The sequence below is a fragment of the Myxococcus sp. CA056 genome, from assembly GCF_013336715.1.
GTDB classification, from domain to species: Bacteria; Myxococcota; Myxococcia; order Myxococcales; family Myxococcaceae; genus Myxococcus; species Myxococcus llanfairpwllgwyngyllgogerychwyrndrobwllllantysiliogogogochensis.
Window position 1 is genome coordinate 1,341,171 of record NZ_JABUMT010000002.1, and the last position, 13,981, is coordinate 1,355,151.

Genomic DNA, 13,981 nt, shown 5'->3' on the forward strand with positions numbered 1-13,981 from the left:
TTGCGTCAGGGTGTGGCGGGCGCGGCCGCGGGGGCCACGTCCTTCTCGATGTTGAGCGCGAACTTGGCGATGCCCTGGCCCTTCACCGTGTCGATGAGCCGCATCACCTGTCCATACGCGATGCTCTGGTCGGCGCTGATGATGGCGCGGGTGTCCTTGTCCTTGGCGATGGCCTCGGCGACCTTCGCCCTCAAGTCCGCCTCGCTCACCGCGGCGCCGTCGAAGTAGAGCTTGCCCTCCTTGTCGAGCACCACGTTGACGAGCCCCTGCACCGTCTCGCCACCGTTGGCCGCGCGGGGCAGGTCCACCTCCACCGTCTCCCGGACGATGAAGTTGGCCGTCACCATGAAGATGATGAGCAGCACCAGCACGATGTCCACCAGCGGGGTGACGTTGATGCCGGTGATTTCCTCGTCGTCTTGCTGCGCGCCTCCGGCCATGGGCTAGCGGCCCTCCGCCGTGCGAGTGGCCGCGTCGGGCGTGCGGCCCTCGGCGCGCATGCTGCCCACCAGCGCGTAGCCCAGGGCGTTGGCGCGGCTGGTGAGCGTCTTGAGCTGACGGTTGAAGATGTTGAAGGCGACGACGGCGGGAATCGCGACGGCCAGACCCACGGCGGTGGCGACGAGCGCCTCGGAGATGCCGGCCATGACGGTCTGCTGAATCGCCGCGCCCTTCACGTTGGCGGAGCCCAAATCGTGGAACGCCTTGATGATGCCGAGCACCGTACCGAACAGGCCGATGAACGGGGCGTTGTTGCCCAGCGTGCCCAGGAAGGACAGGAAGCGCTCGTACTGGGGGCGCTCGCGGGACATGGTGGACGCAATCACCTGCTCCACGGTGTCCGCGCCCTGCGAGGCGGAGGCGAGCGCCTCGCGGATGATGGCGGCCTCCATGCCCGTCTTGCCCTCCACGGCCTTGCGCGCCGCCTCGAAGTCGCCGCGCGCCAGCCGGACCGCCAGGGCCTCCGAGTCCGGGAGGCGGTTGCGGGCGAAGTACACCGTGCGCTCCAGCATGATGGCGATGGAGAGCACGGAGAGGACGACCAGAATCCAGAGGACCCACTCGGCGGAGGTGAGCGTGACACCGAGCAGCTTGCTGCTGAGCCAGCCGAGCTCGGGTTGCCCTGTCTGGGCCAGGAGGAGGGAGAGCGTCATGAAGGGAAGCCTGGGGGGAAGTGGGTGACGGGTGTCAGTAACCCGGTTGCCAACTCGCGCGCCCATCTGTTGTTCCGTCCGCCCTGAAAGTCAAATGGATCGGCCGGTTTGTCCGCTTCCTGGGCCGTCTGGCAACGGCTGGAAACACATTTGTCGCCTGGCCGTCGCCTCTGGTTCCAGCGCCCCTCGCGGGAGGCCCCATTAGAGCGGCGGCGTCGGGCGGGGCGTCACCTTGAGCAGCCGGCCGTTTGGCGCGTCGGTGAGCAGGTAGAGCGCGCCTTCGGGACCTTGGACGACGTCGCGGACCCGGTTGTTCCCCGCGGGCTTGAGGCGCTCCTCACCCACGACGCGGTCATTGCGCAGGACGAGCCGCACCAGGGCGTGGCTGGACAGCCCGCCGATGAAGAAGTTGCCCCTCCATTCGGGGAAGAGGTTCCCGGAATAGATGGTCAACCCCGAGGGGGAAATCACCGGGTCCCAGTAGTAGACGGGCTGCTCCATGCCTGGGCCCTGGGAGCTCTCGTGGATGGGCGCGCCGGAGTACTCCTTGCCATAGCCGATGGTGGGCCAGCCGTAGTCCTTGCCCGGCTCGACGAGGTTGAGCTCGTCGCCGCCCAGTGGTCCCATCTCCACTTCCCAGAGGCGGCCCTGGCCGTCGAGCGCGGCGGCGAGGACGTTGCGGTGGCCCCGTGAGTAGATTTCCGGACGCGCCGCGGGGTTGTTCACGAAGGGATTGTTGGCGGGCACGGTGCCATCGGTGTGGATGCGGACAATCTTGCCGAAGTGGCTGTTGAGTTGTCGGGCCTGGACGCGGCCGGTGAGGATGGAGCGCTCGCCCAGGGTGACGAAGAGGGTGCCGTCGGGAGCGAAGACGAGGCGGCCTCCCGCGTGCCACAGCGAGTCCAGGGTGGGCTTCATGCGGAAGATGATTCGCAGCGCCTCGATGCGCGGCTGGGGGCCGTCCTTGAGCTTCCCGCGTCCCACCGCGAGCCCGTTGCCGTTCTCGCGTGGCTCGTAATAGGTCCAGTAGATGAGGCTGTTCGTGGCGAAGTCGGGGTCGACCTCCACGTCGAGCAGGCCGCCCTGCTCGCGGCCGTCCACGGGAGGCAGGCCCGCGACGGGCGCGGACTTCACGCCCTGGGGTGTGACGATGAAGAGCTTCCCGGTCGGCTTCTCCGTCACGAGCATGCGCCGGTCCGGCAGGAAGGCGACGGCCCAGGGGTAGTTGAAGCCGGAGGCGACTTCAGTGACTTGATAGGGCGTCTGCGTCTGCACGGCGGGCGCGCGCGTCTGGCCGGGAAAGGCCGGGTCGAACGAGGACACGCCGGGCTCGGACGGAGGACTCTCCGTGGCGTCCTGGGCTCGGGCGGGTCCGGCGAGGGACAGGACGGCGGCGCAGGCCAGGGTCGTCAACAAGACGCGCAGGTGCATGGGGCTCCTCAGGGGGCGGATGAGAGGGATGAACCCGACAGCACTTAGCCCTGGGGCGCGGCGTGCCGCCTGTCCTCACAGCGGGGTGTGCGCGTTCCAACAGGGCATGCGTGGAAGAGTCAGCACTGGAGGCACGGAGGCGTCCCTGGCATGTGTCTCCTGGCGATGTGGCGCATCCCGCAGCGCGACGAGTGGTGACCCGCATGGACCCGGACAAGCTGCTCCTGGTGCTGGACCTGGACGAGACGCTGATTCACGCCCGCGAGGCCCCGCTGGAGCGCGCGGCGGACTTCCGTGTGTTCGGCTTCCACGTCTACGCGCGGCCCCACCTGGAGCGGTTCCTCACCGCGTGCGCGGCCCGGTTCCGCCTCGCCGTCTGGTCATCCGCGGCGGACGACTACGTCGCGGCCATCGTCCAGCACCTCTTCCCGCCGGAACTCCGCCCCGAGCTGGTCTGGGGCCGCAGCCGGTGCACCTTCAGCGTGGACCGCGCGCGCGTGCTGGAGGAGGGCTTCATGGACCCGTCCTCGCATTACGAATATGCGAAGAAGCTCCACAAGCTGAAGCGCAGGGGCTTCCGACTGGAGCGGGTGCTCATCGTCGACGACACCCCCGCGAAGTGTCTGCACAACTACGGAAATGCCATCTACGTGCGGCCCTTCGAGGGGCAGGTGGACGACATCGAGCTGCTCGCGCTGTCGGACTACCTGGCCACGCTCGCGGACGTCCCCAACGTGCGCGTGCTGGAGAAGCGGGGCTGGAGGAATCCACGCGAGTGAGCGAACTCACTCCGGATAGGAGGTCTTCGCGCGCTCCTTGCGTTCCTTCTCCAGCCGCGAGCGTTCCTCCAGGTGGCGGTCCATCTCATCCGAGCTCGTGCGTCGTTTTCGGAGCTCCTCCGGATACTGCGCGGCGATGATGGGCGCGAAGTGTTCGAGCGCCTCCTTGAGGTCGGGGAAGGGCACGTCGTTCTTCTCGACCAGGATTTCCCAGGGCTCAGAGCTGGAACCGCGCTCCATCTCGAAGCCGACGCCTCGGCTCGCCCAGGTCCCAGGGACGGTGATCATGACGGAGAAGTACTCGTTGTGCGTACAGGTCCTGAGCCAGACCGTGGTCGGGTAGTTGCGTGAGCCTCGCCGGTCCCGCTTCATGTAGCTGAGCGAGCAGGCCTCGAGCGGCCTCAGCTGCTCCTGGATGCGCGCCAGCTCGGGGAGCCCGCCCACGTCCGAGGTCGTGAGGAAGCCACCCTTCTTGAGCCCCGTGCTCAGCGCGCCCACGCCCAGTCCGACGGCAATCGTGCCCCCGATGATGGCGAGCACCCGCATGCTGGGGTACTTGTTGACGTGCTGGCCGTTGCTGGGACCGGACGCGGTCGCTCCTGACGCGTTGCCGTGCGCCTGTGAGGCCTGCCGCGCGGAGTCTCCCCGGGGCATGGCCCCAACGGTGTAGCCAATCATGAAGGCCGCGAACAGGGAGACCCCTCGCAGCAGCTCGAGCGTGGGCACGAAGGGCAGCCCTCCCAGTGACTGGAGCCACGTGAGAGTCCTCGGGGCCATCATGCCGCTGCAGGCCAGCGTCACTCCCACCCAGAAGATGACGAACACGATGTTCGACAGCCGGGTGACGCTGGAGTTCGCCGTCCTGCTGAGCAGCTCCGAGTGCGCCATCACCTTGGGATGTACGTGCTTCCTGAGCCACGTCCCGATGAACACGCCCAGCAGCAAGGGGACCCACAGCACCGCCACCCCGACGAACATCGCGGACTCTTGCCGATTCATGGCGAGGACCATGCTTCAATCCCCGCTGAATCCCAAGAGGGACGAAGCTGTAGCCCTGAAACATCAGGAACTTGAGAACGTGAGAGACGGCGTGAGGCCCTCACGCCGCCTGGACAGCGAGACGGCTACTTGCAGATTTCCCGGGTCAGCTTGTCGCGCTGGAGCTGCTCCGCCGTCGCCCGCTTGACGGCGTCCTCCAGGGCGTCATCCGCCTTCTCCAGTGAGTCCAGGGCGCGGCTGTGCGCGCGCCCCTTCTTGGCGGTCACCAGCACGTCGCGCATGTCCTTGCGCGCCTTCTTCAAGGTGGTGAGCTGCTCCTCGCGCTCCGCGAACTCCTTCTTCGCCGACTTGCATTCAGGAGACTGGGCGGACGCACTCGACGCGAACAGCACTGCGGTGACCACGAACCAGCGCATACGCCACCTCCAGGTGAAGAGCCTGGGACGAGTATAGGGCGGCGGCGGAGGTCCTTGAATCGAAGAGCGCGGGCTTTCGTGCCCGCGCCCTCCGACATCATGACGACCTCACCTAGCAGGCGTGGGAGCAGACGTTGTAGCAAGGCCTCCACCTGCTGAAACAGGAGAGATCGCAGTCTTCGCCCTGACAGTTGGCCATGCACCTGTCATAGCCGGCATCACAGTCAGAGCAGCACGGCACGAGCGAATCCTCCGAGGCCGCCGCGGTCCCTGACACCATGGAGGTGCCGATGCCGATGAGCGCGCCCAGGAGTCCCATCAACAGAGTCTTCTTCATGTATCCCTCGTCACGTGTGGCTGTGATTGCGTCCAGGGCGTCCCACACGGGCGCGCCTGGGGAGGGATTAGGCCATGTCTGGGGTTGTCGCCTTCAACTCAATCCCCTCTCAAGTGTCGGAGAGGGGACAGAGCTGTGTTGATGCATGACAGCCCTGCTTCAGATTTTCCGGTCGGGCACTTCGGTGAGGGCCGGGTTGCGCTCGACGACGGGGCCGAGCACCTCGTCGATGCGGCGCATCAACTCCGCCTCCAGCTTCACGCCCGAGGCCTTCACGGTGTCGTGGACCTGCTCGGGCCGCGAGGCGCCGATGATGGCGGAGGAGACGCCCTTGTTCTGGAGCACCCACGCGACGGCGAGCTGCGCCATGGTGAGTCCCGCCTGCTGGGCCAGGGGACGCAGCTGCTGCACGCGGTTGAGCACGTCGTCCTTCATGAAGCGGGCGATGAAGCGCAAGCCGGTGGGGTCGGTGGCGCGGCTGCCGGCCGGAGGAGGCTGGCCTGGGAGATACTTTCCGGTGAGCACGCCCATGGCCAGGGGAGACCAGACAATCTGTCCCAGGCCTTCCTCGAGGGACGCGGGGATGACCTTCTCCTCGATGACGCGCCAGAGCATGGAGTACTGGGGCTGGCTGGAGACGAAGGGGATGCGCAGCTCGCGGGCGAGCGCGGCGCCCTGGCGAATCTGGTCGGCGGTCCACTCGGAGACGCCGATGTAGTGGGCCTTGCCCTGACGGACGATGTCCGCGAAGGCGACCATCGTCTCCTCCAGCGGCGTCGCCGTGTCGAACCGGTGGGCCTGGTACAGGTCCACGTAGTCCGTCTGGAGGCGGCTCAGGGAGCCATCGATGGACTCCATGATGTGCTTGCGCGACAGGCCCCAGTCGTTCTTCCCGGGCCCGGTGGGCCAGAACACCTTGGTGAACAGCTCATAGCCGGCGCGGCGCTGACCCTTCAGGGCTCGGCCGAGCACGGACTCCGCGCGGGTGCCGGCATAGACATCGGCCGTGTCGAAGGTGGTGATGCCGACGTCCTGCGCCGCCTTCACGCAGGCCAGCGCGGCGTCCTCTTCCACCTGGGAGCCGTGCGTGAGCCAGTTGCCGAAGGAAATCTCACTGACGGCCAGACCGCTGCGACCAAGATGACGGAAGTGCATGGGGCGCCAGCCTAACCAGTGACAGGTCGGCTCGCACGGCTTCCGAGCGGCCACAGTCCACCGGCCCATGCCACCCACGCAAGGTAGATGAGCTGGAAGGGGATGCGCAGCCAGAAGTACCAGTCCGGGAAGGGCAGCACGTGGGAGCCCTGGTTCGACGCCGCCTCGTGGATGTTGGCGGGGAGGACGGCGAGCAGCAGCGCGATGAGCCCCAGGGCCGCGAGCTTCCGCGTCCGGGGAATCAGCATGCCCACGCCGCCCGCGACCTCGAACACGCCGGACAGCAGCGTCCAGAAGCGCGGCGAGGGGAGCTGCGGCGGAATCATCGCGTCGTACTGGGCGGGCACGACGAAGTGCATGACGCCGGCGCCGATGAAGAAGAGTCCCGCGGCCACGGCGGCGCGACGGGTGGGCGTGGAGAGCGAGGGGAGGCGGCGCAGCGGAGGCAGGTGGAGCAACAGGAAGGTGGAGATGAGTATCAGGGCGAAGGACATGGCGAGGCACCTCGAGGGCAGCGAGCCGGAGACTGGTCCGGCGGGTCGATGCTCAAGATGCGTCGGTGGGGCGGGCCTTCGCTTGAACGAACTGGCTGCGACGTTGAAGGAACGAGGGCGTGGTGCCGAACATGCGGCGGAAGGTGCGCGTCAGGTGGGCCGCGTCGGAGAAGCCCGCGGCGTGCGCGGCCTCTCCCGCGGTGCGGCCTGACGCGAGGGCGCCCGCTGCTCGCTGCAGTCGCAGCCAGAGCAGATAGGGGCGCAGGGGCACGCCGGTGGACTCCGTGAAGGCGTGCATCAGGCGGCCGGAGGACAATCCGGCGACCTCGGAGAGGGCCTCCAGGGAGGTGTCCTCGGGAGCGGGCTCCGCGCGCAGGTGCCGCAGGAGCTTGCGCACGCGCGGGTGCATGCGCGGCGCGGGGGCCTCCGTGGGACCGGCCAGGGCCTCCAGCGTGGCCTCCATCCACGGGCCGATGGCCTCGTGCGCGATGGGGCCCTTGCGCGGCAGCCGGGCGAGCAGGGCGTCACGTGCCGCTTCGTCGAAGAGTCGCGCGGGGGAATCGAGCGAGGCGCGCAGCCGCTCGCCGTCCTGGCTCTCCGGTTCGATGAACAGGAGGAGGACCTCGCCACCCGTCGCGTCGATGGCGTGGGGCACGTCCGGGCCCACGAGCACCCCCGCCGCGCGGGAGTCCCCCTTCGCCGTGCCCGCGCGGAAGGTCAGGGTGCCCTCGCGACGGAGCAGCAGGTGCATCGCGTGGTGGGCGTGCCTGGACGACGCGTCGCCCGGGCCCCACATGGCGAGCGCGGCCGGCCACACCACCAGGGGCATGTCCGGCCACGGGGCACGGGGAGCGAGGTCGGGCGGTCGCGCGAGCAGCATTCGGCGGTGACGCTACCAGCGATTCTTCGAGAGGATGACCGCGCTGTAGGCCCCCAGTGAGAGCGCGCCGCGCGCGGGCAGTCCGTCCCGTCCGCCCCAATCGCCCCAGACGTCGTGCACGGAGGTGTCGCCGAAGTCCGGTGAGTAGCCCCGCCAGTCTCCGTTGAACCGCACCCGCCAGAGGCCATCCGTGGGCAGGCCGAGCTCGTACCCCGTGAAGGTCCGGTGTCCCAGGTTCACCACGACGATGACGTCGTCGCCCGCGCCGCCATGCTCCCAGCGGTGGAACGCCATCACCTTGTCCTCGTGGTTCAGGTGGAACACGTGGACGTGTTCGCCGCGCAGGCCCGCGCTGGTGTCATGCCAGTTGCGGCGCAGTTGGATGAGGTCCCGGTGCGCCTGGAGGATGCCGCCGAACCAGCCCGCCTTGTTCCAGTCGAGCGGGTCTCCGTCGTCGAAGTGCCCGTCCTCCAGGAACTCCTGCCCCATGAAGAGCATCGGAATGCCCGGTGCCGTCAAGGTCAGCACCGCGCCCAGCAGTGCCTTCTTCTTCGCGAGCATGTCCCCCGGGTTGTAGGGCGACACCTCCGTGGGCAGCCGGCTGCGGCCGTTGGCCACCTCATCGTGGCTCTCCGTGAAGATGACCCGCTGGGAGGCCTGACCGTTGTATCGGAAGTACAGCGCGTCGCGGACGGCGTTCAAGTCGCGCCCCTCATCGAAGGGCGCGATGAGCGCGGCGCGCACCGGATGCACGAAGGCCGCGTCCCACTGCGCGTCGAAGCCCGCGCCCTGGGAATGCGTGACGGCGGGGTCCGACGCCATGTCCTCCGCGATGAGCAGCTTCCAGGGGAACTCGCGCTTCACCGCCTCGGTGATGGAGCGCAACAGCTCCCAGCCCGCGGGATTGTCCACGCCGCTGGCGGTGCGAATCTCCTTCGTCGCATCCAGCCGCAGGCCATCCATGTGGTACTCGCGCAGCCACATCAGCGCGTTGTCGCGCAGGTAGTCGCGCACCTCGGAGCGGCCGTAGTCCGGACGCGTGTCGCCCCACGGCGTGCTCGCGCGCCAGTCCGAGTAGAAGTACACGCCGCCCCGTCCGAACGTCTCGCCATCGAAGTCCCAGTGCGGCAAATCACTGGGCCCCAGGTGGTTGTAGACGACGTCCATGATGACGCCGATACCTCGTCGGTGCGCCTCGTCCACGAAGCGCTTCAAGTCGTTGGGCGTGCCGTAGGAACTCTCCGGCGCGAAGGGGAAGGTGGGGTTGTAGCCCCAGGAGAAGTCCCCCGCGAACTCGGCCGAGGGCATCAGCTCCACCACGTTGACGCCCAGCTCGCGCAGGTAGTCGAGCTTGTCGATGGCGCTCAGCCAATGCCCCGGTCCCCACCCGGCCGAGTCGTTGAACGTGCCGATGTGCAGCTCGTAGAGGACGGCCTCGCGAAAGTCCGGCATCCGGAAGAGGCCGTCGTAGCGCCAGACGAAGTCGCGATGGTCCAGGATGACGCTGTTGCCCGTGGAGTTCGTGACGTCCGCGGCGCGCGGGTCATTGCGCCAGCGCCAGTCGCCGTAACGGCCCTGGATGATGAACTGGTATTGCTGGCCATTGCCCGCGCCAGGGATGTCACGGGAGAAGTTGCCGGAGGGCTCGCGCGCAAGCTCCACCGCGTGCCAGTGACTGAAGTCTCCCACCACCTGTACGCGCTGCGCATGAGGCGCCCACACGCGGAACGTCGCGCCGCCATCGAAGGGGATGGCGCCCATGCCGGGACGCCATGAGGGCTCGGGCTGGGGCTCCAGCGGGACGAAGGCCGTGAGGAAGCCGGGAGCCTGGAGCTGGTCCGCGGGGCCAAACAGCTCCGGCGCGGCGCGAGAACGCGCGGTGCGCTCCACCACCTGGTTTCCGCGAGCCCTGCACGCGGACTCGCTGAAGTCCTTGCGCGGCGAACGTGTTTCGTTCGGATTCGTTTCTCGGTTCGACATTCATTCCCCCGCACCGCGGACGTCGCGCGATGTGCCGCATTCCGACAGCGGGAGGACCCGAGGGTAAATCCTCCCTGGAGGGCCGGCCCTCGTTCAATTCCAGGCAGTGGCCCCCGCGTTTCACCCTGCTCCAATCCCTGGGGCCTCCGGTCTCCAAAGATTTGTCAGAAGTGGCAGATAGACTAAATCCTGAAATTGCCGCAAGTCGTAAAGAAGTCGTTGCGCGATGCGATGTGAATCCTCGCAGCACAAAGGACGTGTATGAACCCGCTTTGCAAACGCTTGTTGTCAGGCACCCTGGTGTTCCTGGGGTTGACCGGGTGTGGCGTCACCGATGTGCAGGGAGAAGAGACGGACAGCGCCGCCCAGGAGATGACCGCGGAGGCCGTGCCTCTTCCGCTCCCTGTCGGGTGCCTGCTCGCCTCCCTGGACACGGACAAGGATGGCATCTGCGACATCGTCGAGGCGTTGCTGGGCACCAACCCCAACAGCACCGACACGGACGGTGACCGCCTGAGCGACTACGCGGAGTCATTCGGATTCGGGGGATTGGACCTGGCCGCGCTCGGGGCGAACGCGCGCAAGAAGGACGTCTTCGTGGAGGTGGATTACTACCCCGGCCTCCAGCCCACCCAGGCCACGCTGAACCGCGTCATCAATGCGTTCGCCAACGCGCCCATCTCCAACCCGAACGGTTCCACGGGCATCACGCTGCACCTGGTGGTGGACCAGCAGATTCCCGCGGTGGACGCGGACCTGGACCTGAACCCCGTCTGGACGGACTTCGACAAGATCAAGTCCAAGTATTTCGCGGCGAGCCGGGGGCCGTTCTTCCACTACATGGTGATTGCCAACCGCTACGACGGGGGTAACTCCAGTGGCATCTCTCGCGGCATCCCCGGCCATGACCTCGTGATGACCCTGGGCTTCGCCGGAGGCGGCACGTCACTGGACCAGGCCGGAACCATCATGCACGAGCTGGGGCACAACATCGGCCTGCGCCACGGTGGCACCGACCACGCCAACTACAAGCCCAACTACCTGAGCATCATGAACTACGAGTACCAGTTCTATGGGTTCAGCATCGGCGGGGCGGCCAACGTGCTCGACTACTCGCGCGTGCAGGTCGCTTCCTTCAACGAATTGGCCGTCAACGAGGGCTCGGGCTTCGCGCCTGTCGCCCCCACCACCGAGGCGGACCTTGCCCGCATCAGCGGACTTCGCTTCAACAACGTCTCGGTCGTCGGCAACGCGAGCAACAACACCGACTTCAACGGCAATGGCGTCACCGATGCCCCGACCTACTCCAGGGACTTCAATCGCAATGGCGTCGCGGACGTGTATCCCGCGTCCCAGAACGACTGGACGGCCCTGCTCTATGACGGGGCCGGGCAGATTGGTGACCCCGGGCTGGGCATCCTCCGGAGCCTGAACCGCGAGGCGCGGTTCCTCGACGCCCCGGAAACGTTGGAGCCCTGCCAGACCGTGGACGAGAGCCGCATGCCGTAGTCCCTCGTTTCGCGGAAGCCTTCGCATCCCAAGGCCGGGTCCTCCTTCCGAGGGCCCGGCCTTTTGTCTGCCATTGAGCGCGCCGTTGGAGCGGCAGTGTCCTGGAGGGCTCGTGCCTGTCCAATCCCTGGCATTGCTGTGATGCAAGATTGCGAGAGTTCTTCATTGCCGGCGGATGCCATAAGTCGAAGCGCGGCCGTGAGCCGTAAGGGATGCGTTGCATGGCGTGATGCAAATGGGTGCAGCGCAAAGGATGGGTATGAGTCCGCGCGTTTGCCAACGCGCCGGTGAGCAACCCGGATGGCTCCACGGGCGTCTCGCTGCACCTGGTGGTGGACCAGCAAATCGCCGCGGTGGACGCGGACCCGGACCTGAACCCCGTCTGGACGGACTTCGACAAGCTCAAGGCCAAGTCCAAGTACTTCGCCGCGAGCCGAGGGCCCTTCTTCCACTACATGGTGATCGCCAACCACTATGACGGGGACTACTCCAGTGGCATCTCCCGAGGCATCCCCGCCCATGACCTGGTGATGACCCTGGGCGACGCCGGAGACAGCACTGCGCTGCAACTGGCCGGGACCATCATGCATGAGCTGGGGCACAACATCGGCTTGCGCCACGGTGGCACCGACCACGCCAACTACAAGCCCAACTACCTGAGCATCATGAACTACGAGTACCAGTTCTACGGCTTCACCATTGGCGGCGTGGCCAACGTGCTCGACTACTCGCGCGTGCGGGTTGCCTCCTTCAACGAAGCGACCATCAACGAGGTCGCGGCCTTCGCGCCGGTCGCTCCCCCCAAGGAGGCGGACCTCGCGCGCATCAGCGGGCTGCGCTTCAACGAGGCCCAGGTCATCGGCAACGCGAGCACCAACATCGACTTCAATGGGGACGGCGACGTCTCGACCGCGAGCTACTCCCGGGATTTCAATCGCAATGGTGTCGTGGATGTGTTTCCCGCGTCACAGAACGACTGGACGGCCCTGCTCTATGACGGAGGCGGGCAGATTGGCGACCCCTCCCTGGGCTTCCTCCAGAACCTGAACCGCGAGGAGCTGTTCCTCGTCGTCCCGGACGAGATGGAGCCCTGCCTCACCGTGGACCCGAGCCGCGCCCAGTAGTCCCTGTCTTCCCGGCCGGGTCCTCCTTCGTGGGGAACCCGGCGCGTTGTTACCGCTCCGCGTGGCTTGTGGGGGCCGGCCGAGTGTCCGACACTGGCCCCTCCCCATGGCCGCCAGCGAAGAACGTCGCCTCCAGGCTCTCGTGCTCGCCCCGGTGCGGCGTGTGCAGCGGCGCCTCAACGCCTTCGCCTGGGCACAGGCCAGCCTCGTTCCCTTGTGGGCCACCGTCACGGCGTGTGTGCTTGCCCGGCTGCTCTTGCGTGGCGCGGTGGTCTGGGCCCTGCCTCCGCTGGTCCTCGCGGGACTGGCGTGGTGTTTCCTCCGCGCACGGACGCGGGGCGTGTCGCTGGAGCATGCGGCCGTGCTCGCGGACCGCTCGGCCAACGCGGGGGGACTGCTCCTCACCCGGCTGGAGCGGCCCATGGGGGAGTGGGAGCTCAGCGTCAATCAGCTCGTGCGCGACGTGAAGCTCCCCGTGGTGGCGTGGCGGCGTCCCGTGGGGGCCCTCCTGGGCGCGCTGCTGTTCCTGCTCGTCGGCTTCCTCCTCCCGCTGCCCGCGCCGAAGGGCCCGCGCGCCCCTCATGCCGCGGCCGCCGCGAAGGTGGATGCCGTGAAGGCCCAGGCGGAGGCCCTGGCCCGGGAGGAACCTCTGGGCGAGGCCGTGGAGGACGAGTTGCGCCGACTGGCCGAGGAGGTGGCCGCGGGTCGCTTCGACTCGGGTGACTGGGAGGCCGCCGATTCACTGGAGCAGCGACTCGCCGAGCGCGCCGCCGAGGCCGCCGTCGAGCTGGCCCAGGCCTCCGAGGCCGCGCGTGACTTGGAGGAAGCCCTGGGGGCGGCGGGCGGCGCCGAGTCCTCGTCTCGTGAGCGCGAGGCCCTGGAGCGCGCGCTCATGGGCCTGGAGGGTGAGGGCGAGGGTGAGGACTCCCAGGGACCGGGTGAGGCATCGGCCCAATCGGGCGAGGGACAACAGGGGCCTCAGGGAGAGGACCCGAACGGGACGCAGGGCACCTCGCAGTCGGGACAGCAGGGCACCTCGCAGTCGGGACAGCAGGGCACCGCGGATTCGGAGGGCTCGAAAGCGCAGTCCCAGGCGCGGCGGCAGGCCCAGGCCCGCGCCCAGGCCTCGGGCGCTCCGGACCAGATTTCGGAACTCCGCCGGTCGCTGGAGCGTCGACAGCAGTCACTCTCGCAACGCTTCGAGCCCCGCGAAGGGCAAGGCGCCCAGGCGAGCTCACAACGGTCGGGCTCACGTCGGAAGCAGGGCGCGCGCCAGCGGAGTGAAGGTGCGTCGCGACCGGGGCAGGACGGCGAGCAACAGGGCGAGGGGCAGGGCGAGGGACAGGGGCAGGGCGAGGGACAGGGGCAGGGCGAGGGACAGGGGCAGGGGCAGACAGGCAATGAGGGCCATGCGAGCCGGGGCGTTCGTCGTGGTACGGGGACACAGGGCGGAGGGCCGAGTCCGCTCGTGTTCGGCGGTGAGGCGGAGATGGACCCGGACCGACTCTCGTTCGAGCCGCTTCCGGAGGGACAGGGTGGCGAGGCCGGAGAGCTCTGGGGGCTCGAGGCGGCGGACCCTCGGCGCGGCACGGGGTCGGCGGGTGCGGCGGGCTCGCGAGGAACGAGCGCGCGGGGTGAGGCGACGGCGGGGCCTGGTGCGCAGCCGCTGTTGCCGCGCAACCGCGACCTGGTGAAGCGGTACTTTGGTGGCGAGTAGTCTGGA

14 protein-coding genes are annotated in these 13,981 nt (G+C 68.0%); 4 read left to right on the forward strand and 10 right to left on the reverse strand.

Going from position 1 to position 13,981, the window contains the following annotated elements; translation table 11 throughout:
• Window positions 1–5: 5 nt before the first annotated feature.
• From HUA76_RS12965 to HUA76_RS12975, 3 genes are all read right to left on the reverse strand, one after another.
• A complete protein-coding gene (locus HUA76_RS12965) occupies window positions 6–440 on the reverse strand; it encodes a biopolymer transporter ExbD (protein WP_141640528.1) in 435 nt (144 codons plus the stop codon).
• Window positions 441–443: 3 nt separating this feature from the next.
• Entirely contained in the window at window positions 444–1,154 is a 711-nt protein-coding gene (locus tag HUA76_RS12970; protein WP_141640529.1) for a MotA/TolQ/ExbB proton channel family protein, read from the reverse strand.
• Between the two features lie 201 nt (window positions 1,155–1,355).
• A complete protein-coding gene (locus HUA76_RS12975) occupies window positions 1,356–2,585 on the reverse strand; it encodes a PQQ-dependent sugar dehydrogenase (protein ID WP_174460989.1) in 1,230 nt (409 codons plus the stop codon).
• 203 nt (window positions 2,586–2,788) lie between these two features.
• On the opposite strand from HUA76_RS12975, the gene HUA76_RS12980 reads away from it, so the two are divergent.
• Window positions 2,789–3,364 (forward strand): NIF family HAD-type phosphatase, encoded by a 576-nt coding sequence (locus HUA76_RS12980; RefSeq protein WP_174460990.1) that lies wholly within the window; start codon window positions 2,789–2,791, stop codon window positions 3,362–3,364.
• Between the two features lie 6 nt (window positions 3,365–3,370).
• On the opposite strand, the gene HUA76_RS12985 is transcribed toward HUA76_RS12980, so the two are convergent.
• The 7 genes from HUA76_RS12985 to HUA76_RS13015 form a co-directional block, all read right to left on the reverse strand.
• Entirely contained in the window at window positions 3,371–4,363 is a 993-nt protein-coding gene (locus tag HUA76_RS12985) for a hypothetical protein (RefSeq protein WP_174460991.1), read from the reverse strand.
• A gap of 125 nt (window positions 4,364–4,488) precedes the next feature.
• Entirely contained in the window at window positions 4,489–4,779 is a 291-nt protein-coding gene (locus HUA76_RS12990) for a hypothetical protein (RefSeq protein WP_141640532.1), read from the reverse strand.
• A gap of 112 nt (window positions 4,780–4,891) precedes the next feature.
• Window positions 4,892–5,116 (reverse strand): hypothetical protein, encoded by a 225-nt coding sequence (locus tag HUA76_RS12995; protein WP_174460992.1) that lies wholly within the window; start codon window positions 5,114–5,116, stop codon window positions 4,892–4,894.
• 159 nt (window positions 5,117–5,275) lie between these two features.
• Entirely contained in the window at window positions 5,276–6,271 is a 996-nt protein-coding gene (locus HUA76_RS13000) for an aldo/keto reductase family protein (RefSeq protein ID WP_174460993.1), read from the reverse strand.
• 11 nt (window positions 6,272–6,282) lie between these two features.
• Entirely contained in the window at window positions 6,283–6,765 is a 483-nt protein-coding gene (locus HUA76_RS13005; protein ID WP_141640535.1) for a DoxX family protein, read from the reverse strand.
• 52 nt (window positions 6,766–6,817) lie between these two features.
• Complete coding sequence (locus HUA76_RS13010; protein ID WP_174460994.1) at window positions 6,818–7,645, reverse strand: AraC family transcriptional regulator; 828 nt, start codon at window positions 7,643–7,645, stop codon at window positions 6,818–6,820.
• Window positions 7,646–7,657: 12 nt separating this feature from the next.
• On the reverse strand, window positions 7,658–9,625 hold the full coding sequence (locus HUA76_RS13015; protein WP_174460995.1) for an alpha-amylase family glycosyl hydrolase: 1,968 nt from the start codon (window positions 9,623–9,625) through the stop codon (window positions 7,658–7,660).
• 261 nt (window positions 9,626–9,886) lie between these two features.
• Here HUA76_RS13015 and HUA76_RS13020 point away from each other — a divergent pair, with 261 nt between their 5' ends.
• From HUA76_RS13020 to HUA76_RS13030, 3 genes are all read left to right on the forward strand, one after another.
• Window positions 9,887–11,134 (forward strand): hypothetical protein, encoded by a 1,248-nt coding sequence (locus tag HUA76_RS13020; protein WP_174460996.1) that lies wholly within the window; start codon window positions 9,887–9,889, stop codon window positions 11,132–11,134.
• 287 nt (window positions 11,135–11,421) lie between these two features.
• Window positions 11,422–12,258, forward strand: coding sequence for a hypothetical protein (locus HUA76_RS13025; protein ID WP_254614148.1), 837 nt, complete (start codon window positions 11,422–11,424; stop codon window positions 12,256–12,258).
• 106 nt (window positions 12,259–12,364) lie between these two features.
• Window positions 12,365–13,975, forward strand: coding sequence for a hypothetical protein (locus tag HUA76_RS13030; RefSeq protein WP_174460997.1), 1,611 nt, complete (start codon window positions 12,365–12,367; stop codon window positions 13,973–13,975).
• Window positions 13,976–13,981 lie beyond the last annotated feature (6 nt).